The following is a 22,768-nucleotide window of genomic DNA, read 5'->3' as shown; positions in this document are numbered from 1 at the left end:
GCCCCGCCGGCGCCGTCGCACCGCGGCTCACAGCGCCAGGATCGCGAACAGCACCCCGCCGATGACGTGCGCGGCGACGGTCACCACCAGCGCGACGATGAGCAGGTTCTTGGCCACGGGGTGATCGAACTGGGAGCCGCGCGGGCCGCGCCGGTCGGAGTTCCTCAGGGCCTGCTGCTCCAGCTCGTCGATGGAGGGCAGGAAGGACGGTCGCTTGATGGCCATCGGCCTCTCCTTCAGTGCGCCAGGATGGCGAACAGGACGCCGCCGATGACGTGACCGGCGACGGTCAGCGCCAGCAGGGCGATGAACAGGTACCGCGCGGTGGGGTGCCCGAGCTGTCCGCGCTCGCGCACCGGCGCGAGCTCGGCCTGACGCTGGGCGATGCGCTCTTCCAGCGGGGCTCGGCGGAACACGACACCTCCATTGCCTACCAACAGTTGGTACACAAACCATTGCTGTACTCTTTATAACTGGCAGGTGCCCCCGAAGACATCCCTCTGGAGGACTCGTGGCCAGTGATCTGCGCGACATCGCCAACCCGCTGGCACTGGAGAACCAGGTGTGCTTCGCCCTGGTGGTGGCCTCGCGCACCGTGCTGGCGCACTACCGGCCGATCCTGGAGCCGATGGGGCTGACCCATCCGCAGTACCTGGTGATGCTGGCGCTGTGGGAGCACCGGCAGCTGTCGGTCAAGGAACTCGGCGCCCTGCTCCAGCTCGACCCCGGCACCCTGTCGCCCCTGCTCAAGCGGCTGGAGGCCGCCGACCTCATCCGCCGCGAGCGCGACAGCCGCGACGAGCGCCTGCTGGCGGTCACGGTCACCCCCGCCGGGCAGGCCCTGCGGGAGCGGGCCGAGAAGATCCCCGCCACCATCATGGAGCGCCTGGGCATGAGCATGGACGAGTTGCGGGACCTCCACGGCACCCTGACCCGCGTCATCGCCGCCGCCGGCGAGCAGGACTAGAGCCGCACACCGCGGGCTGTGCGCGGCCGCGGCGGATCCGTCAGGTCAGTCCCCCGGCGGGCACCGGCCGATCCGGGCTCACTCAGCCGTGATCTGCCCCCTGAAGGACCGCCACTCTTTCCAGCAATCCTCAGGCGAGATGTCGGGGTACCCCCCGGGACCGGTCAAGGCCGTGCGCGACGCTGAGCGGGACGGTCATACATACCGCGTTGTCGCGGACGGCGAGCACCTCCGCTTCCGTCAGCGGCGCGTTCTTCTCCTGCTCAGCCGCACGCAGCACCGCCACCAGAGCCGGCATGAAGACGGCGCGCAGCGGTTCGTCGTGGGACATCCGTTCTCCAGACTGGTCAGCTCGCACCTCAGGGTCGGAATGTCGGTTCATCCGACCGTCCCCAATTCAAGCAGCTGACCCGACGTCCCGCCGGTGGCATCGGTTCAGGTGGTGCCGTCGGGCGCGCGGCCCGAGGACGGGTAGCCGTGCCGGTCGAAGGCGTCGACCAGCCGCCGGCGGTCCAGGTCGCAGTCGTGGCGTGCGAGCTCCTGCCCGTCCCGGTCGAGCAGGATGAGCTTCCCGCCGGCCAGGAGCACCTGGCCGATCTCCTCCGACGCGAACTCCTGTCGCTCGTCTTTGCTGGTCAGGATCACGCGCTCGTCCGACACGGTCACCGTCAGGGCCTCGTGGCAGGCGATGGCGCCCACCACGAATCCGGCCGCCGCGCCCGCGGCGGCCGCGACGACGGCGGACCAGGGACCGGGGAGCATGGCCAGGAGTTTGATCGGCCCTATTCGCGGCAGCCAGGTATGGGCCGCGGTCCATTCCCAGACCAGTTCGACGAGCCCCGCGATGACCGTCCCGCCGACGATGCACACCAGCATGACGACCAGCGGGGAATCGGCGACCACACTGACATCGGTCGTGGGAGACGTCGGGCGTTGACGGGAGTCCATACCGGCAAGCCTGCCGTCGTCCGCGGCGCCGCGGAGCCTCCGATGGTCGACTCCCCCGCGACCAAAGTCGCGGCCGATCCGACCGGTCAGCGGCCCTCCGGCAGCCCTTCGGCCGACAGGGGATCATGGATGATTTTCACATACGGCGATGTATGCGGATACGGTGATGTATCTTGGCGGCATGGCACGGGAGACGCGCGCCGAGCGCCGGCAGCGCACGCGCGGGGAGCTGGTGGAGTCGGCGATGCGGCTGTTCGCCGAGCGCGGCGTCGCCTCGACCTCGGTCGAGGCGATCGCGGAGGCGGCCGGGTACAGCCGGGGCGCCTACCACAGCAACTTCGAGACCAGGGACGAGATCCTCGACGCCGTCGTCGCCCACGTGGTCGGGAGCGTGGGGCCGGAGCTGGTCGCCGTGCTGCGCGGCCAGGGCGGTGTCCTGGACCGGCTCGCGGCCTATGTCCGCGGCTTCCTTCTGTACTGCGCGCGGCGGCCGGTGGAGACGCGCGCCCTGGTCGCGGTCGTGGCGCACCGCACCGCGACGGCGGCCGGGGGCTACGAGGAGCTCGTCGCGGCGTCGCTCTCCGACGTCGTCGCGCTGCTGGAGGAGGGGCAGCGCAGCGGCGAGCTGCGCCGCTTCGACCTGGTGATGATGGCCTCGATGCTGCGCCGCACCCTCGACGCCGAAGGACTGCGGGTCGCCCACGGCGCTCCCGTCGACGCCGTCGGCGACGAGCTGATCGCCACATTCGTCCGAGCGACGCGCTCGGCCCCCTGATCGAGAGGCTGAAGTCATGCCCGTGCGGACCTTCCGCGAAATGGTGCTCCGTGAACGCCCGACGGGCGGGATCACCCCGGGCACGTTCGCTGAGCGGCGCAGCCCCATGCCGGTACTCGACGACGGCGAGGCCCTGGTCGAGGTCGTCTGGCTGGGCATCGACGCCACTCAGCGCACGTGGCTCAACCCCGGCGCCACCTACACGGCGCCGGTCGGCATCGGCGAGGTGATGCGCGGCAGCGGTGTCGGGCGTGTGGTGGCCTCACGGAACCCGGCGCTGCCGGAGGGGCAGTGGGTCTACGGCGACCTCGGCTGGCGGGAGTACGTCGTGGCGCGCGAGGGCGGCCTGTTCGGGGTCAACCCGGTGCCGGAGGGGATCGATCCGCGTCACATGCTCACCGTCTTCGGCGTCAGCGGGCTGACGGCGTTCGTCGGCATGTCCGCCGTCCTGGACGTCACCGACGCGGACACGGTGCTGGTCACGGGCGCGGCGGGCAGCGTCGGCTCCCTGGCCGGGCAGATCGCGCGGCTTCTGGGCGCCCGGGTGATCGGCACCGCCGGCTCGGCCGAGAAGGTCGCCTGGGTGAGGGAGGTCGCGAAGTTCGACGCCTGTGTGGACTACCGCGCCGAGAGCGTGCCGGACGCGTTGCGCGAGTTCGCGCCCGACGGGCTCACCGCCGTCTTCGACAACGTGGGCGGCGCGCTGCTGGAGAACGCGCTGGATCGGCTCGCTCTCCGGGCGCGCATCGCGCTGTGCGGGTCGATCTCGTCCGGCTACACGGCCGCGGGATACGGCGCGGGCCCCGCCAACTACATGCAGCTCGCGTTCCGGCGCGCCCGCATGGAGGGTTTCGTGTTCTACGATCATCAGTCCGTGTTCCCTGAGGCGCTCTCCCGTCTGGCCGGCTGGGTCTCGGCGGGCGACCTGCGCTGGGCCGAGGACGTCATCGACGGCCTCCCCCACGCCCCGGCCGCGTTGCAGCGTCTCTTCGACGGCGCCAACCTCGGCAAGCAGTTGGTCAGGGTGAACGCCGCCGAAACGAAGGTGGACTGAATGACCGAGGTCAAGCAGGTGCTCCAACAGCAGCTCGACACCGCTTGGGCGCTCCTCGACTACCACGTGCGGCAGTGGCACGACGACGACCTGTTCTGGGAACCGGCGCCGTCGCACTGGACCATGCACCGGGTCGAGGGCGGTTGGGCCCCCGACTTCGCCGAAGTCGAGCCCACTCCCGTCCCGGCCCCGACGATCGCCTGGCTGACCTGGCACATCGGCTGGTGGTGGTCCACGGCACTCGCTCATCTGAAGCAGACCGACGTCCCCGCACGCGAAGACATCGCCTGGCCGGGCACGTGCGCCTCGATCACCGAATGGCTGGGAGAGATCCACGAGGCGTGGCGGACGGCGCTGTCGGCCACCGACCGCCTCGACGACCCGTCGGCGTTCCCCTGGCCCGAAGAGGCGGGCCGCACCGTCGCCGACATGTGCGCGTGGGTGAACATCGAGCTCACGAAGAACGCCGCCGAGATCGGCCAGCTACTGATCATTCGCCGCGCACGACGCTGACCGGCGCACCGTTCACTGCGGAGCTGCCGTGTCGTCGGACCGCCGGCAGACGGCGTCCCGGAAATCTCTTCGAGGAATTCCGGGACGCGGTGTCGGATCGGGGCGGAGGTGTTCGTAGAAGGAGTGAGGCCGCCCGCGAGGGGCGGCGCCGAGGCGAGGAACAACGAACATGAAGCTGACGACCATCACCCAGGTCACCGTCGACGGAGTGGTGCAGGGAAACGGCGGCGCGTCGGACGAGGACCGCAGGAACGGATTCGAGCGCGGCGGCTGGGCCCTGGGGAAGGGCGACGCCGAGACCCACGCGCTCATCAACCGGACCTACCGGCGCGCCGAGGCGTTCCTGTTCGGGCGGCGGACCTACGAGCTGTTCGCCGGCTCGTGGGGGAAGCTCACGGTCCAGGACGCCCCCGCCTGGGCGTCCGTCGTGGAGGCCCTGAACACACGGCCCAAGTACGTCGCGTCGACCGGGCTCACCGACCCGGCGTGGTCGGACACGACCGTCCTGTCCGGAGACGTCGCTGCGGCCGTCCGGGAGCTGAAGGCCAGGCCGGGCGGTGAGCTGCAGGTGCACGGCAGCGGCACCCTGACCCGGTGGCTGCTGGAGAACGACCTGGTCGACGAGATGACCCTGATCACCGTCCCGGTGGTCGTCGGCCAGGGCGCGCGGCTGTTCCCGGACGCCGGGCGCGACCTCGCCCTCGACCTGGTCGAGTCGCGGGTCGACTCGAAGGGCGTGACGATCCAGGTCTACCGGCCGGCCGGGCGCCCGCAGTACGCCGCGGCCTGAAGTCCCCGCCCATCGAACGGCGCCGTCACGGCGCCACAGGAGATGATCTTCACATGCGGTATCTGGTCTCTGTGATCGATGACAAGAGCAATCCCGGCAGCACCGACAGGCAGCCCGCCATCAGCGCGTTCAACGAACGGCTGATCGCCGAGGGCCACTGGGTCTTCGCGGGTGGACTCGCGGACACCGACGCGGCCACGGTCGTCGACAACCGGGGCGAGGAGGCGGTGTTCAGCGACGGGCCCTTCGTGGAGTCGAAGGAGTACCTCGCCGGCGTCTGGGTGTGGGAGGCGCCCGATCTGGACGTGGCGCTCAGGCTCGCCGCCGAGGCGTCGAGGGTCTGCGACCGGAAGATCGAAGTGCGGCCGTTCCAGTGAGCGACGTCCAGGAGGCGATCACCCGCGCCCACCGCGCGGAGTGGGCGCGGGTGGTCGCCGCCCTGACCAGGCGCTTCGGCGACCTCGACATCGCCGAGGAGGCCGCGGCCGAGGCGTTCGCGACCGCCGTGCAGCGGTGGCCGTCCGACGGCGTGCCTCCCAACCCCGGCGGCTGGCTGACCACCACCGCCAACCGCAGGGCCATCGACCGGATCCGGCGCGAGAACAAGCGCGACGACAAGCACGAGGAGGCTCAGAGGGTGTACGACGACGACCCGCCCGAGCCCGTCGGCGCCATCGACGACGACCGCCTCCGGCTGATCTTCACCTGCTGCCACCCGGCGCTGGCGATGCAGACGCGCGTGGCGCTGACGCTGCGCATGGTCGGCGGCCTGACCGTGCCGGAGATCGCCCGCGCCTTCCTGGTCGCCGACACCGCCCTGGAGCGGCGGATCACGCGCGCGAAGGCCAAGATCAAGGCGGCTCGCATCCCCTACAGGGTGCCGTCCGCCGAGGACCTCCCGGCGCGCCTGACGGGCGTGCTCGCCGTCCTGTACCTGGTGTTCAACGAGGGCTACCTGGCGACCGGCCCCGGCGCCGGTCCGGTGCGCCACGACCTGACCGCCGAGGCGATCCGGCTCACCCGCCTGCTCCGCGCCCTGATGCCGGACGACGGCGAGGTGGCCGGGCTGCTGGCGCTGATGCTGCTCACCGAGGCGCGCCGCACCGCCCGGGTCTCGGCCGGCGGCGAGCTGGTCCCCCTGGCCGAGCAGGACCGCGGGGCCTGGGACGCGGCGCTGATCGCCGAGGGGCACCGGCTGGTGCGCGAGCGCCTCGCCGCTGCCGCCGCCGGGACGGCTCCGGGCCGCTACCAGATCCTCGCCGCGATCAACGCTGTGCACACCTCCGCCCGCGACGTCCGCGACACCGACTGGACGCAGGTCCTCGCCCTCTACGACCAGCTCGTCCGCCTCGATCCGTCCCCGGTCGTCGCCCTCAACCGGGCCATCGCGGTCGCCGAACTCGACGGCCCGCAGGTGGCGCTGGCAGCCGTCGACCGTCTCGAGAGCAGGCTGGCCGGCTACCACGCCTACCACGCCACCCGCGCCGACCTGCTGCGCCGGCTGCACCGCGGCAGTGAGGCACGCGCGGCCTACGACAGGGCCATCGAGCTGGCGGGCAACACCGCCGAGACCGCCTACCTGACCCGCCGCCGCGACCAACTGCAGTAGCCCCCGCCGATCCCGAACACCACCCGCGCGTGCGGCGGTGTCGGTCAGCGTCCCCGCTGGTCCTCCTGATGCCCCGCAGGGCCCGGGAGCCTTCATAGTCGCGGGGTGGCCGTCCGGGAGCGGAGGGCCGCGATGAGGTGGGCGACGTGCTCGTTGAGGGTGGCCTGGTCGGGCGCCTCGACGAGTAAGGCGCCGTGGAGTGCGGAGGGCCAGGGCACCAGGGCCCACCAGCGGCCGGTCGCCCTGCCGTACCAGGTGACGACGCGGGGACTGCGCGGTGCGGGCAGGGCACTCCCCCGGTGACCGTAGGTCATGCCCGTCCGCTCGCGAGGCCCGGTCGCCGTGTTCATGGCGTGACCGTCCGCAGGACGTGGACGATGCGGTCGGCCACTCCGACGATGTCGTCGGCCGGTCCGGCTTCCTGGCCCCACGTCCACCAGAAGGCGCGCCCGTCGCAGGTGATGGCGTCGGTGAGGCGGGGCGCGTCAGGGTTGGTGACCGTGAGGGTCCCGGCGCGCAGGGCCGTCCGCCATCCGCGCGCGTCGAGTTCGGCGGCAAGCCCCCGAAGTGCGTTCGTCGTCTCCATGAACACAGAAAGTAAGACAGCGTGCACACTGTGCGTTCACTGGCGTGAACGGGAACGCCATTCACAGGAGTGAACTCGTGGCGAGCGGCCCGGCTCTGGTCCGTGGCGGGTCAGTGGGGCAGGCCCATGCGGGCGGCCATGCCGCGCAGTTCGCGGCCGCCGGCGTCGGTGCGGGCCTGGCTGAGCAGGACGGCGACCGATTCCCGCACCGGTGTGTTGTTGCGGATCCACTGGGGGGCGGTGTTCTCGGCGCGGCGGAGCCAGCGGATCGCCTGGTCCTTGGTTTTGCGGTCGCGGGCCAGGCCGCGTCCGACATCGGCGAGGAAGGCGGCGTGCCTGCCCTTCCTGCCGGTGAGCCTGGTCTCGTCCACATCGCGGGCGAGGTCGAGAACGGCGCCGCCTCGCTCGCCGCATTCGACGTTGACCGCGACGTTCCATACGCCGACGTTGCTGGCCGAGAAGCTCATCCAGTTCTGGTCGGGGGCGTCGGGCATCGTGCGGGCGAGGCGGGCGGCCTCGGCCGTCCAGTCGGTGGCGCGTGCGGCGTCGTGGGTGACCGCCGCCGCGAGGGCGGCGGACAGGGTGAGCATGCCGAGCACCTGGGCGCCGAGTTCACTTCCGGAGTGCGGCTCCAGTCGGTCCGCGGAGCGTTCGGTGGCGCGGAGGGTCCGGTCCCAGGAGCCCGCGCGGGGCATGGTGTGGATGCGCAGGAAGTCGGACTGGCCGCGCCGGACGGGGTCGTCCAGGATGGTCGCCGCCTGCTCGGCGCGGACGGCCGCCAGGTGGGCCAGGTCGGGGTAGCCGAGGTCCTTGGCGGTGAAGGTCGCCGCGACGCAGGCGTCGACGAGGGTCTCCAGGGCGGTGCGGTGGGCCGCTTCGTCGGCGGGGTCGGCGGCGTGCAGGTGCAACTCGTCCAGCAGGTCGGGCAGCATGTGGCCGACGCGCACGTAGTCGCAGGCCTGGTGGTGGGGCTCGACGCGGGCCATCTCGGCGACCAGTTCCGGCAGAGGGCGGGCGCGCTCGACGGCGGGGTCGTTCAGGTCGTTGGTCTGCAGGGCGAGCCTGATCGGGGGGATCACGGCGTGGGGGTCGGACTGCCCGTGGTCGGGGCCGAGGTGGGGGCCGCCGACGAGTTCGGTTTCGGAGACGCGGAGGGCGTCGGCGAGGGCGGCGATGTGGGAGCGGCGGTCGAGGCTGCGCTGCCCGCGTTCGGCCATGGACAGGAAGGATTTGGATAAGCCTGCCTGTCCGGCGAGTTGGTCGAGGGTCATGCCGCGCCAGCGGCGCAGGGCGCGCAGTCGGGCGCCGATGGTGGTCTCCTGGTGCATCGCCCGCACCTCCTCGTGAGGCTCCCGCCCTCCAGGCTACGGCCCGGCGCCGGGGTGCGGCTGGCATTCAGGGGCGGGCGTCGGCGAGGAGCCGTTTGCGTTCGGGGGTGTAGTGCCACCAGGGGCGGGCGGGCTTTCCTTCGGCCTGGTCGACGGCGGACATGACGGTGTCGAGCAGGCAGGGGTCGAGGCGGCGGCCGTGGGCGGCCGACATCCGCTCGTACAGTTCGACGGGGTCCCGGCCCGGCAGTTGGGCGACGGTGGTGATGCCGATGCGGTCGAAGTAGGCGGCGACGGCCGGTCCCACGTTGGCCAGTTCGGACAGTTCGCTGCTCATAGGGCCAACGTAGGCGCGGCGGGGCGGGGCGGTCTTGTAGGAATCGGTCAGGGGACGGCGAGGTCGAGGGCGGTTAGGCGGGCGGGGTCGGCGATCATCTCGTAGCCGGTGACGCGGCCGTCGTGGACGGTGACGGCCAGGGCGAGCAGGAGGCGGCCGTGCGGGGCGACGACGGCGCCGATCGTGCCGTCGACGAGGGCGGGCGCGGCGTACCTGGCGCGGCGGCCGAACATCTGCATCTCGCGGGCGACGGGGCCGGCGCCGTGCAGGACGGCGGGGCGGCCGGGGGTGAGGGCGGCGTGGTCGGCGCGGCGGACGACGTCGGGGGCCAGCACGGCGAGGAGGGCGTCGAGGTCGCCGCTGCGGGCCGCGGCGAGGAACGCCTCGACGACGCGGCGCTGTTCGGCGCGTTCGGGAGGCGGTGGGGAGGCGGCACCGCGGACGCGGTGGCGGGCGCGGCTGGCGAGTTTCTTGGCGGCGGCCGGGGTCCGCTCGACGATGGGCGCGATCTGGTCGAAGGGGACGGCGAACACGTCGTGCAGGACGAACGCGACGCGCTCGGCGGGGCCGAGGGTATCCAGGACGACGAGCATGGCGCGGCCGACCGATTCGATGAGGACGGTCTCGGTCTCGGGGTCGCCGTCCTCGGGCTGGACGGGTGAGCGCCATCCGTAGGGTTCCTCGCGCCGGGAGGTGCGGGCGCGGAGCATGTCGAGGCAGATGCGGGCCACGACGGTGCGCAGCCACGCCTCCAGGTCGTCGATTCCGGCGGGGCCGTGGCGGGTGAGCCGCAGCCACGCCTCCTGGACGGCGTCGTCGGTCTCACCGGGGTCGCCGAGCATCCGGTAGGCGACGGCGCGCAGGGTGGCGCGGTGCGCCTCGAAGCGTTCGGCGAGTTGGTCGTGCATCGGTCACCTTTCCGTTCCGTGGTGCGTCTGCTTCGTGGCATCCGAGAGACGACGACGGTGGGGAGACAGATGCTCCGACATGACGAGGGTAGCGAGCCGGGCGGACAGCCGCTGCTGCGGCCGGTGGCGCTGGGGGATCTGGAGCTGCCGAACCGGGTGGTGATGGCCCCGTTGACGCGGTCGCGCGCGTCCGGTCCCGGCCTGGAGCCGACGGACCTGCACGCCGTCTACTACGGGCAGCGCGCCACGGCCGGGCTGATCGTCGCCGAGGCGGCGTGGGTGGGTGAGCGGGCGATCGGGTTCCCCGGCGTCCCCGGCATCTACGGGGAGGCGCAGGTGGAGGCGTGGCGGCGCGTCACCGGTCTCGTCCACGCGCTGGGCGGACGGATCGTGCTGCAGTTGTGGCACACCGGCGCCCATGCCCATCCCGACCACCGGGGCGGGGCGCGGCCCGCGGGGCCGTCGGCGGTCGATCCGGGCGAGGTGTGCTGGACGGCGGCGGGCCCGAGGGCGACGGTCACGCCCCGGGAGATGACGCTCGCGGAGATCGAGGAGACGGTCGCCGCGTACGGCGCGGCGTCCGAGCGGGCGCGGCGGGCGGGGTTCGACGGGGTGGAGGTCGCCGCGAACGGCACGTTCCTGCTCGCGCAGTTCCTGAACCCGCGCCTGAACCGCCGCGCCGACGCCTACGGCGCGGACCGGGGCCGCCTGCTGCTGGAGGTCGTGGACGCGGTGACGGCGGCGTGGGAGGGGCGGCGCGCCGGGGTCCGGCTGTCGCCGTGGTGGAGCGTGGGCGACACCTCGGCCCAGGCGCGCCGCGCCGACTACCCCTACACGGCGGGCGAGGCGACGCTCGCCGCCTACGACGCCCTGGTGGCGGAGTTGAGCACCCGTCCCCTTGCTTATCTGCATCTGCGCGGTCGGGCCCTGCCCGGGCCGGGCGCGGTGCCGGACCTGGACGAGTTCGCCCGCTACCGCAAGCTGTTCGACGGGGCGCTGGTCGCCAATCACGGGTTCGGGCGGGAGTCGGGGAACGCGGTGGTCGAGGCGGGGATCGCCGACGCGGTGTCGTTCGGGCGGCCGTTCATCGCCAATCCGGATCTGGTCGCCCGGTTCGCGCTGGGCCTCGCCGTGGCGGGCGGCGACGAGGCCACCCACTACGGCGGAGGCGCGCGGGGGTATGTCGACTATCCGGTGTGGGCGGGGTCCTAGGCGCCGGCCGCGGGGGGCGTGACGAACTCGGGCTGGTCCAGGACGCGCAGCCAGCTGCCGTCGGGCTGGCGCCGGACGACCTGCGCGCGTGCGCCGGCGCCGTCCTTGGGCGGGGTGGAGGTGAGGGCGAGGTCGCCGCTGATCAGGGTGGGCAGCGGCTCCTCGGGCGTGAAGCGGGGGCGCGCGGCCAGGACCTTCTCCCACAGTTCGCGGATGGCCTGGCGCCCCACGGTCTGGGAGCCGGGCGGGTAGGCCATCACCGCGTCCTCCTCGTAGAGGGCGGCGACGCCGGCCGCGTCGCCGGCGTTGGAGCGTTCGACGAACAGGCGGGTGATCTCCTCCGGCCGCATGGCCTTCTCGTACTGCGTCATGGCTTCCCCCAGGTCGTTGGTGCTTTCACCTCTCATCGTGGTCGCCCCAGGCCGAGAAGTCCAAGAGATGGTTCTTCTGGTTTGCAGAAGCGATGCTTATGCGGGTTGGAAGAGTTCGACGAGGTTCCCGGCGGGGTCGGCGATCAGGATCTGGCGGCCGCCGGGGCCGGTGACGAGGTCGCTGCGGAAGGTCAGGCCCGCGCCGCGCAGCCGCGAGATCTCGGCGTCCAGGTCGTCGACGGTCAGGTGGATGCGGTTGCCTCCGGCGACGGCGGCGTCCGCGGGGGTGGCGCGGGCGCCGGAGCTGGCGGGCCCCGACAGCAGGAGGCGCAGGGGGCCGCGCACGACGTCGGCGAACGCGGGCGCCGCGTCGAGGTTGAGGGTGAAGCCGAGGTGGGCGGTGTAGAACTCGACGGCGGCCTGGACGTCGTCGACGAGGTAGCGGACGCCTGCGTGCGTGTCGTGTCCGGTCACGGGTGTTCCTCCGTCTTAGGTGCGGGCTGTGGTGCGTGGGCGAGGAGGGGCAGCAGGTGGCGCACGCGCGCGTCGAGGTCGGCCGCCACCTGGTGGAAGGCCGCGGGCGCGTCCGGCGCCGCGGCCGGGTCGGGGGTGCTCCAGTGGGCGTGCCGGGCGTGGTCGCCGAAGTCGGGGCAGGCTTCGCGGGCCTTGTCGCACAGGGTGATGACGCGGTCGAAGCGGCGGTGCGGGGCGTCCAGGCGGCGGGGGCGCTGCGCGGAGATGTCGATGCCGTACCGCTCGCGCAGGATCTGGACGGCGCGGGGGTGCATCTCGGCTTTGGGGCGGGTGCCGGCGCTGGCGGCGGTGACGCGGCCGCCGCCGTGGTGGCGCAGGAGGGCTTCGGCGATCGGCGAGCGCGCGCTGTTGCCCGTGCACACGAACAGCACGGCCGGGGCGGCTCCATCGTGCGGGCCGTCGGGGAGGCGCGGGGGCGCGGGGGCGGACCGCAGCGCCGGGTGCAGGGCGGTACCGGCCTCGGCGAGGGCGCGGGCGCAGCGGTCCAGGTCCAGGCGGTAGTAACTGTCGCGGCCGTCGTGGCTGCTGCGGGCGGCGGTGACGAGGCCGCCGTCGCGCAGCAGCCGCAGGTGGTAGGAGACGAGGTTCTGCGGCGCGGCGGCCAGGTCGGTGAGTTCGCGGACGCGCAGGTCGCCGTCGGCGAGGGCGGTCAGCAGCCGCCAGCGCAGCGGGTGGGCGGCCAGCCGCACGAACGCCGGGGCGGCTTGACTCGGTGACGCCATGCCCGGACGATACATCAAATGAGTTTGATGGAGTAGGCGGGCGAGGGGGTGGGCGATGGCGTTCCGGCGCCGGAACCGGGGCGGGCCTTCGGCGACCGCCTCCGAAGCGGCCGGGGCCGAAGCGGCCGGGTCTGGGACGGCGGCGTCCGGGGCGGCGGGGGCCGAGTCGGGCGCGGGGCCCGCCGGAGGTGAGCGGCTGGCGCGGCGGCTGGGCACCGGGGACGCGGTGCTGATCGGGCTCGGGTCGATGGTCGGGGCGGGGGTGTTCGCCGTGTTCGGGCCCGCTGCGCGGGTGGCGGGCACGGGGCTGCTGGTGGGGCTGGTGGTCGCGGCGGTGGTCGCGTACTGCAACGCGGTCGCCTCGGCGCAGCTGGCGGCGGCATATCCGACGTCCGGCGGCACCTACGTGTATGGCCGCGAGCGGCTGGGCCCGTGGTGGGGGTTCGCGGCGGGCTGGGGTTTCGTGGTGGGCAAGACGGCCTCGTGCGCGGCGATGGCGCTGACCTTCGCCTCCTACGCGGTGCCGGGTCCGGGGTGGGCGCGCCGCGCGGTCGCGGCGGCGGCCGTGGCCGCGCTGGCGTCGCTGAACTACCGGGGCGTGACCAGGACGGCGCTGCTGACGCGGGTGCTGGTGGTCGCGAGCCTGGCGGCGCTGGCGGTGGTGGTGGCGGGGATCGCCGTGGGCGGGCGGGCGAGCGCGGCGCACCTGGGCGGGTGGGCGGCGGTGGGCGAGGGCGGCTTGTACGGCGTCCTGCAGGCGGCGGGGCTGCTGTTCTTCGCCTTCGCGGGCTATGCCCGCATCGCGACGATGGGTGAGGAGGTGCGCGACCCGTCCCGCACGATCCCCCGGGCGATCCCGGTCGCGCTGTTCATCGCGGTGGCGGTGTACCTGGTGGTGGGGGCGGCGGCGCTGCTGGCGGCGGGTCCGCGGGTGCTGGCGGACGCGGCCGCGCCGCTGGCGGCGGCGGTCGAGGCGGCGGGGGCGGGGGCTTTGGCGCCGGTGGTGCGGGTGGGCGCGGCGCTGGCGTCGCTGGGCGCGCTGCTGGCGCTGATCGCCGGGATCGGCCGCACGGCGCTGGCCATGGCGCGGCACCGGGATCTGCCGGGGTGGCTGGCGGCGGTGCATCCCCGGCACCGGGTGCCGCACCACGCCGAGGTCGCCGTGGCGGTGGCGGTGTGCGCGCTGGTGGCGGCCGCGGACCTGCGGGGGGTGATCGGGTTCTCCTCATTCGGCGTCCTGGTGTACTACGCGGTCGCCAACGCGAGCGCCTTCACTCAGGCGGCGGCCGACCGCCGCTGGCCGCGGGCGCTCAACGTGCTCGGCGGCGCGGGGTGCGTGGTGCTGGCGGCGACGTTGCCGTGGACGTCGGTCCTGGCGGGGGCGGTGATGTTCGCCGTGGGGCTGGGCGGCCGGTGGCTGGCGCTGCGGCGGCGGGGCCGGGGCGCGTCCGGCGGCGTACCCGACGGCGGGTGAGGGTGAGGGAGACGCCGCCGCAGGTGAGGTCGGTTCGGGAGCCTTACCTGGACGGAGTGGCGGGACAGGCGGCCGGCGCCTCGTCAGGTCTGCAATCGCCTTGACGATGTCTCGAGCATCGCGCGTTATCCCGGATTTGGAATCGGGGTTTCGGCCTGACGCGCCCGGCACAGTTCCCGCGGTTCTGATTCAACCGGGCGCCGCGCCCCGGGGGCAACCCCTTTTTCTCAAGGGGGGCGCCCCACGGGGCGGGCGGTCAGCGGGCGAACAGGGACGCGTAGACGGTGCGGTCGCCGTCGGTGACGATCTGCCCGGCCAGGTGGGCGCCGGTGACGGTGGACAGCCGCAGGTCGAGGTAGCGCTCCTCCTCGCGGAGTTCGACGGGGCCGGTGGGGAGGTCGGCGAGCCAGCCGCCGATCTCGGTGAGGCGGGCGGAGCGGTCGCGGTCCAGGGCGGCGCGCAGCCCGGCGAGCCCCGTCGCCCCGTGCTGGTCCGACTGGCGCTGGTCCGCCCCGTGCTGGACGCCGTCGTAGGGGGCGGCGGCGCCGGGGCCGGGCGGGGCGGGTTCGGCGTGCCAGGCGGCGACGCCGTAGGCGAAGCAGACCAGCGCGGTCCACATCTCGGCGAAGTAGCGGGGGTCGGGTGCGATCTCCAGGCCGGCGAAGCGGCCGGAGAGGAAGAACAGGGCGCCGAGCTGGCCGGGCTGCGGTTCCAGGCGGGACTGGAACTGGGTCAGCACGGCGCGCTTGCGGGACAGGATCTGCTCCAGATGGCCGCGGCGGGGCAGGCCGTGGCGGGCGTTGAGGGCGGCGATATCGTCCCACAGCTTGCTGTAGCCGGCGACGCCGCGCAGGTCCAGGGCGCGGGCGCGCAGCTCCAGCGGCAGGACGAAGAACCACTGGTCGCGTTCGCTGAGGTAGCCGCCCTGGCTCTGCTGGACGCAGCAGGCGTCGTCGAAGCGGACGGTCTGCCCAGCGGCCAGGAACGCCGAGCGGCACAGGGCGTGGTTCTGGGCGCGGTCCTGGATGTAGCCGATGTGCAGGGGGACGATGGCGACGCCGGAGTCGGCGCGGTTGGCGAGTTCGACCTGCCCGTAGCCGGCGACGCGGGTCAGTTTGAGGCCGGTGCGGGGCGGCGCGAAGCCGGGGAGGGCGGGCCCGGCGATGGGGACCATGGTGAGCGCGCCGGCCTGCTGGGGGGTGCCCAGGCGGTGTCCGGCGAGGCTGAGGGGGCCGGGGACGAGGGTGTCGAGCGCCGTCATGCTGGTCATGCGGTGCTCCCTTCGGGTCTGGGCGTGCGCGGATGTGGGCGTGCGCGGGCGCGGGCGCGTGGCGGGCGCGCGGGGTGCGCGCGGAGGGCCGGTTCGGGCGGCGGTTCAGGCGGCGATGCGGGCGGTGAGGGTGTCGGCCTGCCGGTCGAGGGCGTCCAGGCGGTCGTGGAGGGCGGCGCGCAGCCAGGGGGCGCCGGCGGCGCAGTGCCCGAACATCCAGGGCAGAAGTTCGGCGAAGTCGTCCTGGTGCCAGAAGCCGCGCTGCGGCAGGGAGGGGGCGGGGCGGCGCAGGGTCAGGTCGTCGCTGCCGGTGAACTGGGAGTGGCAGAACACCACGGGGGTGGTGATGCCGGCGTGCGGCAGGCTCGCCACGACCCTGGCCAGGTCGCCGGGGTAGACGTTCTCGTAGCCGTCGGAGACGACGGCGACCAGGTCGGGTTCGGCGCCCAGGGCGTCCAGGACGCCGGTGGCCAGGTCGGTGGCGCCGCGCGGGGCGCGCTCGTCGCCGCCGGTCTCGATGACCTCCAGGCGGGCGCACACCTGCGACAGCACCATGCGCAGCGCGGCGGCCTGGGAGAGGGCGGCCCATTCGCGGTCGCCGTAGCCGCGCATGGACGCCGAGGCGTCCATGACCAGGGCGAGGGTGCCGGTGAAGCGGGGGAACTCGGCGGCGGCGGCGCCGACCTGGCGGCCGAGGGCGGCGTAGAGGTCCTCGGCGGGCCCGCCCCGGTACAGGTGGACGAGGGTTGCGGCGATGTCGCCGCGGTTGGTGGCGGTGATGGTGGCGGGCCGCTGTCGGACGGTGTCGACGGACAGGACGGGCCGGTCGACCGCGGCCGGGTCGCCCGCGGTGGGCCGGGTCGTCGGGTCGTCGGCGTGGTAGAGGGCCTGGACGCGGTCGGGCGCGGCGGCGGGGTCGGTGAGGAAGCGCAGCAGGCGCCGCTGGAGGTAGTCGGAGGCGGTGTCGCCGCCGGCGATGCGGCCGGCGCAGCCGCGGGCGGTGGCGGTGCCGAGGGCGTGCTCGAAGCAGTCACGCAGGGCGGGGCGCCGCGCGGCGATGAGGGCGTCGGCGGCGGGGTGCTCCAGGACGAACCGCAGCGCGGCGCGGGTGGTGTGCTTGTGGTTGGCGCGCAGCCGCCGCAGGGCGAGCAGGACGGTGATGACGTGGGCGGGCGGCAGGCCCAGGGTCAGGACGCGGGCGACGCGGGCCTGCACGGCGCGGGCGCGGTCGTCCAGGCCGGCCTGGGAGGCGGCGAGGACCTGCAGCAGCACGCGGGCGCGCTGCCAGGGCCGCACGCCGGGGGCCACGCCGAGCAGGGCGTAGCCCTCGGGGTCGCCGGTGTGCGCGGCGCGGTGCAGGTCCGCGTCGTCCCAGCGCAGGTGCGCACCCCGGGGCAGGGTCAGGGCGGTGTCGTGGTGGTGCAGGTGGGCAAGGAGCGTGGGGGTGTCCATGGTTGTCGGCCTCCGCAACCCTGGAGTCTAGGAATGATCTGCGGTGGGTCGACACTCATTTTCCGGTGGCCGGGGCTTGGCCGGCGGTGCCGGGAGGCTCGGCGAGGGGCTCGGTGGCGGGCGGGGCGGCGGGTGCGGCGGCGTAGCGGCCGAGGCCGTGTTCGAGCAGGTCGAAGGCGCGGGCCGCGGCGGCGTAGACGTCCTCGGCCATCTCCTGGAGGGTCTCCCCCGCGCTCTTGCGGTCGGCGATCTGCTCGACGAGCGTGTTCTGCACGGCGAAGATCATGGCGGCGGCGGCGCGGGGGGCGATGTCGTCGGGCCCGGCGCCGGTGGCCTCGGCGAGCAGGTCGGCGAGGCGGTCCTGGGCGAGGCGGCCGATCTCGCGCTGGCGGGCCATGAGGGCGGGGCTGGCGCGCACGGTGCGGGTCCAGACCTCCGAGCCCTCGTGGAAGGCGGTCTGGTAGGCGCGGGCGTCCAGGCCTTCGAAGAAGCGGCGGCGGAACAGGGCCACGGCGCCCTCGCCGGGTCGGCGGTCGCGGAAGTCGCGCCCGGCGGCCTCGATGATCTCGTCCTGCCGGTCGAAGAACAGGTCTTCCTTGGTCCTGAAGTAGTTGAAGACGGTGTTGACCGACACGTCGGCGGTGCGGGCGACGTCGGCGATGGTGACGTTGTCGAACCCGCGGGTCATGAACAGGCCGGTGGCGATGTCGGCGATGCGGCGCCGCGTCTCACGCTTCTTGCGCTCCCGCAGTCCCAGTTCCGGTTCGACGCCGGGGACGTGGTCCTCACCCATGCACGGAAATATACCTTCCCTGGTGTCACTGAAAACTTGGAGTGACTGCAAAATTGGGGTTACGCTAGCGGCCGTCGTTCTCAAGGAGGTCATCGTGATCGAGGCTCGCGGGCTCGCCCGCACCTTCACCGGCGGGCACGGGACGGTCGAGGCCGTCCGCGGGGTGGACCTGTCGGTCGCGCCCGGCGAGGTCGTCGGGTTCCTCGGCCCCAACGGGGCCGGCAAGACCACCACGCTGCGGATGCTGACGACGCTGCTGGCGCCGACCGCGGGCACCGCGACCGTCGCCGGCCACGACCTGCGCGCCGATCCGGCGGCGGTGCGGCGCCGCATCGGCTATGTCGCGCAGGGCGGCGGCACCGACCCGGGCGTCCCGGTGGCCGAGGAGCTGGACCTGCAGGCCCGCCTGTACGGGGTGCGCGACCGGTCCGCGCGGATCGCCGAGCTGTGCGCGCGCCTGGACCTGGAGGGCCTCGGGCCGCGTCCGGCGGGGTCGCTGTCGGGCGGGCAGCGCCGCCGCCTGGACATCGCGCTCGGGCTGGTGCACCGTCCGCCGCTCCTGTTTCTGGACGAGCCCACCACGGGCCTGGACCCGCAGAGCCGCGGCAACCTGTGGGACCACATCCGCGCCATGCGCGACCGGGAGGGCGCGACGGTGTTCCTGACGACGCACTACCTGGACGAGGCCGACGCGCTGTGCGACCGGCTGCTGATCATCGACCGGGGCCGCATCGTCGCCGAGGGCACGCCCGCCGAGCTCAAGCGCCGCGTCGCCGGGGACGTGGTCACGGTGGAGCTGGCCGAGGCCGCCGGCGTCGAGGGCGCCCGCAAGGCGCTGGCGGCGCATCCGGCCGTCCGCGAGGCCGCGGTGTCCGGCGGGACGCTGCGGCTGACCGTCGAGGACGGCGAGACGGCTCTGATGTCCCTGATCCGCGCGCTGGACGGCGCGGGGGTGGAGCTGGCGTCGCTGAACCTGGCCCGCCCCACGCTGGACGACGTGTTCTTCACCGTCACCGGCCGCTCGCTGCGCGACGCGGCCTGAACCGAGGAGTCTCCCCCCATGTCTGGTGAACAGAGCGCTTCCGTCGAAGCGACCGAAACGACCGGAGCGACCGCGGCGACCGGTCGGGCGGCCGCTGCCGCACGGGTCGCCTCCGACACCCGCCTGATCTTCCTGCGGTACATGCGGCAGACGCTGCGCAGCAAGGTCGCGGTGGTGTTCGGCGCGGTGCAGCCGCTGCTGTACCTGGTGCTGTTCGGGCCGCTGCTGACGGATCTGGTGGACGTGCGCGGGTTCGGCGCGGGCAGCGCCTGGCAGGTGTTCGTGCCCGGGGTGCTGATCCAGCTGGCGCTGTTCGGCGCCGGGTTCGCGGGGTTCGGGCTGATCGCGGATCTGCGGTCGGGGGTGGTGGACCGGCTGCGGGTCACCCCGGCCAGCCGCACCGCGCTGCTGCTGGGGCGGGTCCTGCGCGACACCGCCGTGGTGGGGTTCCAGGGCGCGGTGGTGGTGGCGGTCGGGCTGGCGCTGGGGCTGCGGGCCCCGGTGGGCGGGATCGCCGTCGGGCTGGCGCTGGCGGTGGCGCTGGCGGTGAGCGTGGCGTCCCTGTCCTACGTGGTGGCGCTGCGCACGCGCAGCGAGGACGCGTTCGCGCCGATCCTGACGTCGGTGACGCTGCCGCTGATGCTGCTGTCGGGGATCCTGCTGCCGATGAGCCTGGCGCCGGGGTGGCTGGACGCGGTGTCGCGGTTCACCCCGTTCCGGTACATGGTGGACGCGGCGCGGGCGGCGTTCCTCGGCGACTTCGCGACGGCGGCGGTCGCGGAGGGGGCGCTGGTGGCGGTCGCGCTGGTGGTGGCGTCGGTGGCGCTGGGCGCCCGCCGGTTCCGCCGCGAGAACGCCTGACCGGGGCCGGCCAGAGGCCGGTCAGGGGCGCAGGGAGGCGGGGCTGGGCCGCGGGCCCGTCCCGCCGCCCTGCGCGGAGTCGCGTGCACCGCCCTTCGCGGCGCCGTCCTGCGGGCGGTCCGCGGGGGCGGGGGCGGTGACGTGCAGGACCTCGGGGTGGGTGACGGTGGCGCGCTGGGCGATGTAGGCGCCGGCCAGCACGATCGCGCCGCCGGTCACCTGCGCGGCGGTGAGGCGCTCCCCGAGGACGGCCCAGGCGATGAGGGCGGCGGCGACGGCCTCGGTGTAGCAGATGGCGCCGCCGACCTGCGCCGACAGGCGCTGCAGCCCGGCGACGCCGGTGAGGTAGGCCAGCACGGTGCTGACCAGGCCGATCCAGGCGACCAGCGCCCAGCCGGGCGCGGCGTGCCCGGCGACGGCCACCGGGGCGGGCAGCACCTGCCAGGGCAGCGTCCACGGCGCGGCCAGGGCGGTGAGGGCGAGGGCGGCGACGACGCCGCCGGCGGAGGTGATGACGAGGGCGTCGACCTCGCCGGCCAGGCGGTCGACGATGAGGAAGTAGCTCGCCTGGCAGGCGGCGGCGCCGAGCCCGGCGGCCAGGCCGACCGGGTCCAGCGACAGCCCCGTCCACACCTGCACCACCAGGGCGAGGCCGGCCATGGCGATCGCGACGCCGGCGGCGGCGCTGCGGTGCACGGGCGCGCGGCGCACCAGCCGCAGCCACGCCAGCACGATGACCGGGCCGCTGAACTCCAGCAGGATCGCCACCCCGACCGGCAGGCGCGAGGCGGCCACGAAGTAGAAGGCCTGGCAGCCGGCGACGCCGGTCAGGCCGTAGAGGGCCAGGGCGGGCAGGTGGGGGCGCAGGCCGCGGGCGGCGGCCCGCCCGCGCAGCAGGAACGGCAGCGGCGCCAGCACCAGCGCGGCGACCGTGATGCGCAGCCACACCGCCTGCAGCGGGCCGATTCCGGCCTCGATGAGGGCCTTGCCGAGCGGCCCGGACGCGCCGAAGCACACCGAGGACAACACCGCCAGGCCCAGTCCCCCGGCGCGGGTCCGCGCGGCGCCGTCCATCCTCACCCCCGGGTCGTGCGGTGTGCCGCAGAGCCCGCTCCCGGCGGACTAATGAGCATCCTGCCATAACACTCCTTACACGTCGATGGCGGGATACCGGCCTTTAATGCGGGCGATGCCGGACGCGACGCCCGCGGCCACTACTATTCGCCGGATGAGCTGGCAGTCGGCCGGGGCGGGGCCCGGTGGAACCGGAGGGGGCCCGAGCGGCGACCTGTTCGCCTCGGTCGAGGGCAACGTGCGCGAGCTGGTGGCCTCACCGTGGTGGCAGAGCGCCCAGCCGGCCGACCGGGCGGCGCAGATCGCCGCGCGGATGCTGTGGGGCGCCGGCGAGTGGTGGCTGTACGGCGCGTGGGGCCGCTGGTACCGGTGCGGCCTGGACGGCACCTGGCACCCCTGCCCGCCCCCCGCGCAGTTCGAGGACCGCCGCGTCGCCGTCCCCGCGCCCCAGGGCGCCGGGACGCCGCCCGTCCCGCCGCAGCTGTTCCCCACCGGCCCGGACCTGTCGGCCGGGCGCGTGGCGCCGCTGGGGTTCCTCGGGCCCGTCCCCGACACCGCCGTCGTCGCCCGCATCTCCCAGGCGCTGACCACCGCGCTGGCGGTGAACCCGCAGCAGTTCGCCCAGCGCGACCCGATGTTCCAGCCCGGCACGCCCAGCACCGTCGCCGCCGCGTGGGGCGCGCTGCTGTGGTGCGCCGGGTCCCCGGTGGTGCTGACCGAGCACCCGCTGATCGAGTCGTTCATCCCGTTCCTGACGACCTCGGCCGACCAGCTGCACTGGATGATGCCGCCGGACTTCGCCACCCTGGCCGGCTACTACGTCCACCGGCTCGGCGCCGGCGACGGCGGCGGCGCCGCGCACATCGCCCGCGTCATGTACGAGGTCGCCGCCGGGCTGCAGGCCGACCCCCGGTTCCGGCCCGGCGCCGACGCGCTGGCCGCGGTGACCGCGGCGTCCCTGCGCATGGTCAACCAGGACATGGCCACCGTCCGGTACGGGCCGGAGGCGATCCTGCAGGAGTGGCGGCGCCGCTGCCCCGCCGAGTTCGCCACCCCGATGGTCCGCGACACCGCGCCCGGCGAGTACCTGCGCCTGGCCCTGTACGACCTGCAGGAGATCGTCGCGGAGCTGACCGGGCCGCGCCCGGCCGCGGCGGGCCGCAGCCACGACGAGGTCCGCCGCGCCGGGATCGCGGTGCTGGCCGCCGACCTGCAGGCCGCGCCGGGCGCGCTGCCGGCGCTGCAACACTGGCTGGACGCCGACAGCGCCCGCACGCTGCAGGCGGTGCTGACCGATCCGGCCAACCCGCTGCGGTCGCTGTGGCCGCGCGACGGGCGGCTGCCCGACGCGCTGCGCAGCGACGACTCCGACGCGCTGGCCGCGCTGCTGGCCACCAGCTACACCCTCGGGCTGACGTGGTGCCGGCTGGCGCAGGTGCCGCCTCCGGCGACGGGGTTCGCGGTGCCGCAGGCGGTCGCGGCGGAGCTGACGTCCCCGGCCATGCACACCCCGCCCTCCACCGACGAGCTGTCGGCGTGGGACATCATCAAGGCGGCCCGCGCCCACATGGCCGCCGAGCGCGCCGCCACGGGCGCCGACCAGCCGGTCGCGCCGGTGCCCGAGCCCGCGCAGGAGGCCCCGGGCCCGCCGCCCGCGGTGGCGCCCGCGCCGCCCCCGGCCGCGCCGCCGGTCCCGCCGCCCGCCGCGCCCGAGCCGCCCGGCCCGTCCTCGCTGGAACCGCCCTTCCAGTACGTGCCGCCGCCCCCGCCCGGGTCGGCGCCGGAGCAGGGCTCCCACAACGAGCACGGCCTGCCCGAGCAGCCCCACGGCGAGCAGCGCGTCCACGAGTCCGCCCCGCCGCCGCCCGCCCCGGACCCGTTCGGGTCGGACCCGTTCGGGTCGGACGCGCCGCCGCCGCGGATCGCGCCTCCCCCGCCTCCCCCGCCGCCCGCCCCGGCGCGGGAGCAGGCCCCCGAGCCGCCGCCGGAGCGGGAGCCTGTCCCGGAGCCGGTGTGGCCGTCGGAACCCTACGAGACGCAGCTGGACACCGACGCCTTCCGCACCCAGCTCGATCCGGGCCCGGCGTGGCCCGGATCGGACGCGCCGCCGGGCCCCGCCCAGCCCTCCCCCGTCCCGCCCCCCGCGCC

General features: G+C 74.5%; 28 protein-coding genes. 12 read left to right on the top strand and 16 right to left on the bottom strand.

The annotated features are described in order from the left end of the window. Positions 1-27: 27 nt before the first annotated feature. The gene (locus tag ABWI04_RS21315; protein ID WP_345185244.1) at positions 28-225 is read right to left on the bottom strand and encodes a hypothetical protein; all 198 of its coding nucleotides are present in this window, start codon (positions 223-225) and stop codon (positions 28-30) included. Between the two features lie 11 nt (positions 226-236). Continuing rightward, positions 237-416 carry a hypothetical protein gene (locus tag ABWI04_RS21310; protein ID WP_345185247.1) on the bottom strand — a complete coding sequence of 60 codons (180 nt, stop codon included), beginning with the start codon at positions 414-416 and terminating at the stop codon, positions 237-239. A 95-nt stretch (positions 417-511) separates the two neighbouring features. Here ABWI04_RS21310 and ABWI04_RS21305 point away from each other — a divergent pair, with 95 nt between their 5' ends. Next, on the top strand, positions 512-967 hold the full coding sequence (locus tag ABWI04_RS21305; protein ID WP_345185250.1) for a MarR family winged helix-turn-helix transcriptional regulator: 456 nt from the start codon (positions 512-514) through the stop codon (positions 965-967). A 130-nt stretch (positions 968-1,097) separates the two neighbouring features. Here the strand turns inward: ABWI04_RS21305 and ABWI04_RS21300 are convergent, their stop codons facing one another. Then, positions 1,098-1,298, bottom strand: coding sequence for a hypothetical protein (locus ABWI04_RS21300; protein ID WP_353833522.1), 201 nt, complete (start codon positions 1,296-1,298; stop codon positions 1,098-1,100). Positions 1,299-1,402: 104 nt separating this feature from the next. Continuing rightward, complete coding sequence (locus tag ABWI04_RS21295) at positions 1,403-1,870, bottom strand: YqeB family protein (protein WP_345185258.1); 468 nt, start codon at positions 1,868-1,870, stop codon at positions 1,403-1,405. A 226-nt stretch (positions 1,871-2,096) separates the two neighbouring features. Between ABWI04_RS21295 and ABWI04_RS21290 the strand changes: the two genes are divergently transcribed. The 6 genes from ABWI04_RS21290 (at position 2,097) to ABWI04_RS21265 (ending at position 6,656) form a co-directional block, all read left to right on the top strand. Further along, positions 2,097-2,690: a TetR/AcrR family transcriptional regulator gene (locus ABWI04_RS21290; protein WP_345185260.1), complete on the top strand. Its 594-nt coding sequence runs from the start codon at positions 2,097-2,099 to the stop codon at positions 2,688-2,690. Between the two features lie 16 nt (positions 2,691-2,706). Further along, positions 2,707-3,744 (top strand): NADP-dependent oxidoreductase, encoded by a 1,038-nt coding sequence (locus ABWI04_RS21285; protein WP_353833521.1) that lies wholly within the window; start codon positions 2,707-2,709, stop codon positions 3,742-3,744. Continuing rightward, entirely contained in the window at positions 3,745-4,257 is a 513-nt protein-coding gene (locus tag ABWI04_RS21280; protein WP_353833520.1) for a DinB family protein, read from the top strand. A 169-nt stretch (positions 4,258-4,426) separates the two neighbouring features. Beyond that, positions 4,427-5,047 carry a dihydrofolate reductase family protein gene (locus ABWI04_RS21275; RefSeq protein ID WP_345185269.1) on the top strand — a complete coding sequence of 207 codons (621 nt, stop codon included), beginning with the start codon at positions 4,427-4,429 and terminating at the stop codon, positions 5,045-5,047. A 53-nt stretch (positions 5,048-5,100) separates the two neighbouring features. Continuing rightward, positions 5,101-5,424, top strand: a complete 324-nt coding sequence (locus ABWI04_RS21270; RefSeq protein ID WP_345185270.1) for a YciI family protein — start codon at positions 5,101-5,103, stop codon at positions 5,422-5,424. Continuing rightward, on the top strand, positions 5,421-6,656 hold the full coding sequence (locus ABWI04_RS21265) for an RNA polymerase sigma factor (protein WP_345185271.1): 1,236 nt from the start codon (positions 5,421-5,423) through the stop codon (positions 6,654-6,656). Before ABWI04_RS21270 ends, ABWI04_RS21265 begins: the two co-directional genes overlap by 4 nt. 92 nt (positions 6,657-6,748) lie before the next feature. Here the strand turns inward: ABWI04_RS21265 and ABWI04_RS21260 are convergent, their stop codons facing one another. From ABWI04_RS21260 to ABWI04_RS21240, 5 genes are all read right to left on the bottom strand, one after another. Further along, a complete protein-coding gene (locus ABWI04_RS21260) occupies positions 6,749-7,006 on the bottom strand; it encodes a hypothetical protein (protein WP_353833519.1) in 258 nt (85 codons plus the stop codon). Continuing rightward, entirely contained in the window at positions 7,003-7,242 is a 240-nt protein-coding gene (locus ABWI04_RS21255; protein ID WP_353833518.1) for a hypothetical protein, read from the bottom strand. The genes ABWI04_RS21260 and ABWI04_RS21255 overlap by 4 nt, the downstream gene beginning before the upstream one ends. 110 nt (positions 7,243-7,352) lie before the next feature. Beyond that, positions 7,353-8,570, bottom strand: coding sequence for a helix-turn-helix domain-containing protein (locus tag ABWI04_RS21250; protein WP_353833517.1), 1,218 nt, complete (start codon positions 8,568-8,570; stop codon positions 7,353-7,355). A 67-nt stretch (positions 8,571-8,637) separates the two neighbouring features. Beyond that, positions 8,638-8,907, bottom strand: a complete 270-nt coding sequence (locus ABWI04_RS21245) for a helix-hairpin-helix domain-containing protein (RefSeq protein WP_353833515.1) — start codon at positions 8,905-8,907, stop codon at positions 8,638-8,640. A 47-nt stretch (positions 8,908-8,954) separates the two neighbouring features. Next, positions 8,955-9,815 (bottom strand): sigma-70 family RNA polymerase sigma factor, encoded by an 861-nt coding sequence (locus ABWI04_RS21240; protein ID WP_353833514.1) that lies wholly within the window; start codon positions 9,813-9,815, stop codon positions 8,955-8,957. Between the two features lie 69 nt (positions 9,816-9,884). On the opposite strand from ABWI04_RS21240, the gene ABWI04_RS21235 reads away from it, so the two are divergent. Further along, on the top strand, positions 9,885-11,027 hold the full coding sequence (locus ABWI04_RS21235) for an alkene reductase (RefSeq protein WP_345185292.1): 1,143 nt from the start codon (positions 9,885-9,887) through the stop codon (positions 11,025-11,027). Here ABWI04_RS21235 and ABWI04_RS21230 read toward each other — a convergent pair. The 3 genes from ABWI04_RS21230 to ABWI04_RS21220 all read right to left on the bottom strand — a co-directional run bounded on the left by ABWI04_RS21230 (position 11,024) and on the right by ABWI04_RS21220 (position 12,654). Further along, entirely contained in the window at positions 11,024-11,398 is a 375-nt protein-coding gene (locus ABWI04_RS21230; protein WP_353833513.1) for a YybH family protein, read from the bottom strand. The genes ABWI04_RS21235 and ABWI04_RS21230 overlap by 4 nt on opposite strands. A gap of 96 nt (positions 11,399-11,494) precedes the next feature. Continuing rightward, positions 11,495-11,872 (bottom strand): VOC family protein, encoded by a 378-nt coding sequence (locus ABWI04_RS21225; RefSeq protein ID WP_345185298.1) that lies wholly within the window; start codon positions 11,870-11,872, stop codon positions 11,495-11,497. Further along, positions 11,869-12,654, bottom strand: coding sequence for an arsenate reductase/protein-tyrosine-phosphatase family protein (locus ABWI04_RS21220; RefSeq protein WP_353833512.1), 786 nt, complete (start codon positions 12,652-12,654; stop codon positions 11,869-11,871). Before ABWI04_RS21220 ends, ABWI04_RS21225 begins: the two co-directional genes overlap by 4 nt. A 55-nt stretch (positions 12,655-12,709) precedes the next feature. Between ABWI04_RS21220 and ABWI04_RS21215 the strand changes: the two genes are divergently transcribed. Then, a complete protein-coding gene (locus ABWI04_RS21215) occupies positions 12,710-14,128 on the top strand; it encodes an APC family permease (RefSeq protein WP_353833511.1) in 1,419 nt (472 codons plus the stop codon). A 256-nt stretch (positions 14,129-14,384) separates the two neighbouring features. On the opposite strand, the gene ABWI04_RS21210 is transcribed toward ABWI04_RS21215, so the two are convergent. The 3 genes from ABWI04_RS21210 to ABWI04_RS21200 form a co-directional block, all read right to left on the bottom strand. Next, positions 14,385-15,398, bottom strand: coding sequence for an ARPP-1 family domain-containing protein (locus ABWI04_RS21210; protein WP_353833510.1), 1,014 nt, complete (start codon positions 15,396-15,398; stop codon positions 14,385-14,387). A gap of 105 nt (positions 15,399-15,503) precedes the next feature. After that, complete coding sequence (locus ABWI04_RS21205; protein WP_353833509.1) at positions 15,504-16,850, bottom strand: hypothetical protein; 1,347 nt, start codon at positions 16,848-16,850, stop codon at positions 15,504-15,506. Positions 16,851-16,905: 55 nt separating this feature from the next. Beyond that, a complete protein-coding gene (locus tag ABWI04_RS21200) occupies positions 16,906-17,643 on the bottom strand; it encodes a TetR/AcrR family transcriptional regulator (RefSeq protein ID WP_345185309.1) in 738 nt (245 codons plus the stop codon). Positions 17,644-17,737: 94 nt separating this feature from the next. On the opposite strand from ABWI04_RS21200, the gene ABWI04_RS21195 reads away from it, so the two are divergent. Both ABWI04_RS21195 and ABWI04_RS21190 read left to right on the top strand, forming a co-directional pair. Further along, positions 17,738-18,685 (top strand): ATP-binding cassette domain-containing protein, encoded by a 948-nt coding sequence (locus ABWI04_RS21195; RefSeq protein WP_353833508.1) that lies wholly within the window; start codon positions 17,738-17,740, stop codon positions 18,683-18,685. Between the two features lie 18 nt (positions 18,686-18,703). Next, on the top strand, positions 18,704-19,546 hold the full coding sequence (locus ABWI04_RS21190; RefSeq protein ID WP_353833507.1) for an ABC transporter permease: 843 nt from the start codon (positions 18,704-18,706) through the stop codon (positions 19,544-19,546). A 21-nt stretch (positions 19,547-19,567) separates the two neighbouring features. Here the strand turns inward: ABWI04_RS21190 and ABWI04_RS21185 are convergent, their stop codons facing one another. Continuing rightward, the gene (locus ABWI04_RS21185; RefSeq protein ID WP_353833533.1) at positions 19,568-20,620 is read right to left on the bottom strand and encodes an EamA family transporter; all 1,053 of its coding nucleotides are present in this window, start codon (positions 20,618-20,620) and stop codon (positions 19,568-19,570) included. A gap of 154 nt (positions 20,621-20,774) precedes the next feature. Here ABWI04_RS21185 and ABWI04_RS21180 point away from each other — a divergent pair. After that, positions 20,775-22,768: hypothetical protein (locus tag ABWI04_RS21180; protein ID WP_353833506.1), on the top strand; the 1,994-nt coding region annotated here is incomplete at its 3' end.

This window comes from Actinomadura sp. NPDC000929 (genome assembly GCF_040492065.1).
Taxonomy (GTDB): domain Bacteria; phylum Actinomycetota; class Actinomycetes; order Streptosporangiales; family Streptosporangiaceae; genus Spirillospora; species Spirillospora verrucosospora.
The sequence above is the reverse complement of the archived record's forward strand: the minus strand, read 5'-3'. Positions and strand labels throughout refer to the sequence as shown.

Coding starts and splice junctions, on each gene's coding strand:
- ABWI04_RS21315 (WP_345185244.1), bottom strand. CDS start 225: ATGGCCATCAAGCGACCGTCCTTCCTGCCCTCCATCGACGAGCTGGAG.
- ABWI04_RS21235 (WP_345185292.1), top strand. CDS start 9,885: ATGCTCCGACATGACGAGGGTAGCGAGCCGGGCGGACAGCCGCTGCTG.
- ABWI04_RS21255 (WP_353833518.1), bottom strand. CDS start 7,242: ATGGAGACGACGAACGCACTTCGGGGGCTTGCCGCCGAACTCGACGCG.
- ABWI04_RS21215 (WP_353833511.1), top strand. CDS start 12,710: ATGGCGTTCCGGCGCCGGAACCGGGGCGGGCCTTCGGCGACCGCCTCC.
- ABWI04_RS21230 (WP_353833513.1), bottom strand. CDS start 11,398: ATGACGCAGTACGAGAAGGCCATGCGGCCGGAGGAGATCACCCGCCTG.
- ABWI04_RS21260 (WP_353833519.1), bottom strand. CDS start 7,006: ATGAACACGGCGACCGGGCCTCGCGAGCGGACGGGCATGACCTACGGT.
- ABWI04_RS21275 (WP_345185269.1), top strand. CDS start 4,427: ATGAAGCTGACGACCATCACCCAGGTCACCGTCGACGGAGTGGTGCAG.
- ABWI04_RS21220 (WP_353833512.1), bottom strand. CDS start 12,654: ATGGCGTCACCGAGTCAAGCCGCCCCGGCGTTCGTGCGGCTGGCCGCC.
- ABWI04_RS21200 (WP_345185309.1), bottom strand. CDS start 17,643: ATGGGTGAGGACCACGTCCCCGGCGTCGAACCGGAACTGGGACTGCGG.
- ABWI04_RS21280 (WP_353833520.1), top strand. CDS start 3,745: ATGACCGAGGTCAAGCAGGTGCTCCAACAGCAGCTCGACACCGCTTGG.
- ABWI04_RS21245 (WP_353833515.1), bottom strand. CDS start 8,907: ATGAGCAGCGAACTGTCCGAACTGGCCAACGTGGGACCGGCCGTCGCC.
- ABWI04_RS21285 (WP_353833521.1), top strand. CDS start 2,707: ATGCCCGTGCGGACCTTCCGCGAAATGGTGCTCCGTGAACGCCCGACG.
- ABWI04_RS21290 (WP_345185260.1), top strand. CDS start 2,097: ATGGCACGGGAGACGCGCGCCGAGCGCCGGCAGCGCACGCGCGGGGAG.
- ABWI04_RS21270 (WP_345185270.1), top strand. CDS start 5,101: ATGCGGTATCTGGTCTCTGTGATCGATGACAAGAGCAATCCCGGCAGC.
- ABWI04_RS21205 (WP_353833509.1), bottom strand. CDS start 16,850: ATGGACACCCCCACGCTCCTTGCCCACCTGCACCACCACGACACCGCC.
- ABWI04_RS21210 (WP_353833510.1), bottom strand. CDS start 15,398: ATGACCAGCATGACGGCGCTCGACACCCTCGTCCCCGGCCCCCTCAGC.
- ABWI04_RS21185 (WP_353833533.1), bottom strand. CDS start 20,620: ATGGACGGCGCCGCGCGGACCCGCGCCGGGGGACTGGGCCTGGCGGTG.
- ABWI04_RS21190 (WP_353833507.1), top strand. CDS start 18,704: ATGTCTGGTGAACAGAGCGCTTCCGTCGAAGCGACCGAAACGACCGGA.
- ABWI04_RS21240 (WP_353833514.1), bottom strand. CDS start 9,815: ATGCACGACCAACTCGCCGAACGCTTCGAGGCGCACCGCGCCACCCTG.
- ABWI04_RS21250 (WP_353833517.1), bottom strand. CDS start 8,570: ATGCACCAGGAGACCACCATCGGCGCCCGACTGCGCGCCCTGCGCCGC.
- ABWI04_RS21300 (WP_353833522.1), bottom strand. CDS start 1,298: ATGTCCCACGACGAACCGCTGCGCGCCGTCTTCATGCCGGCTCTGGTG.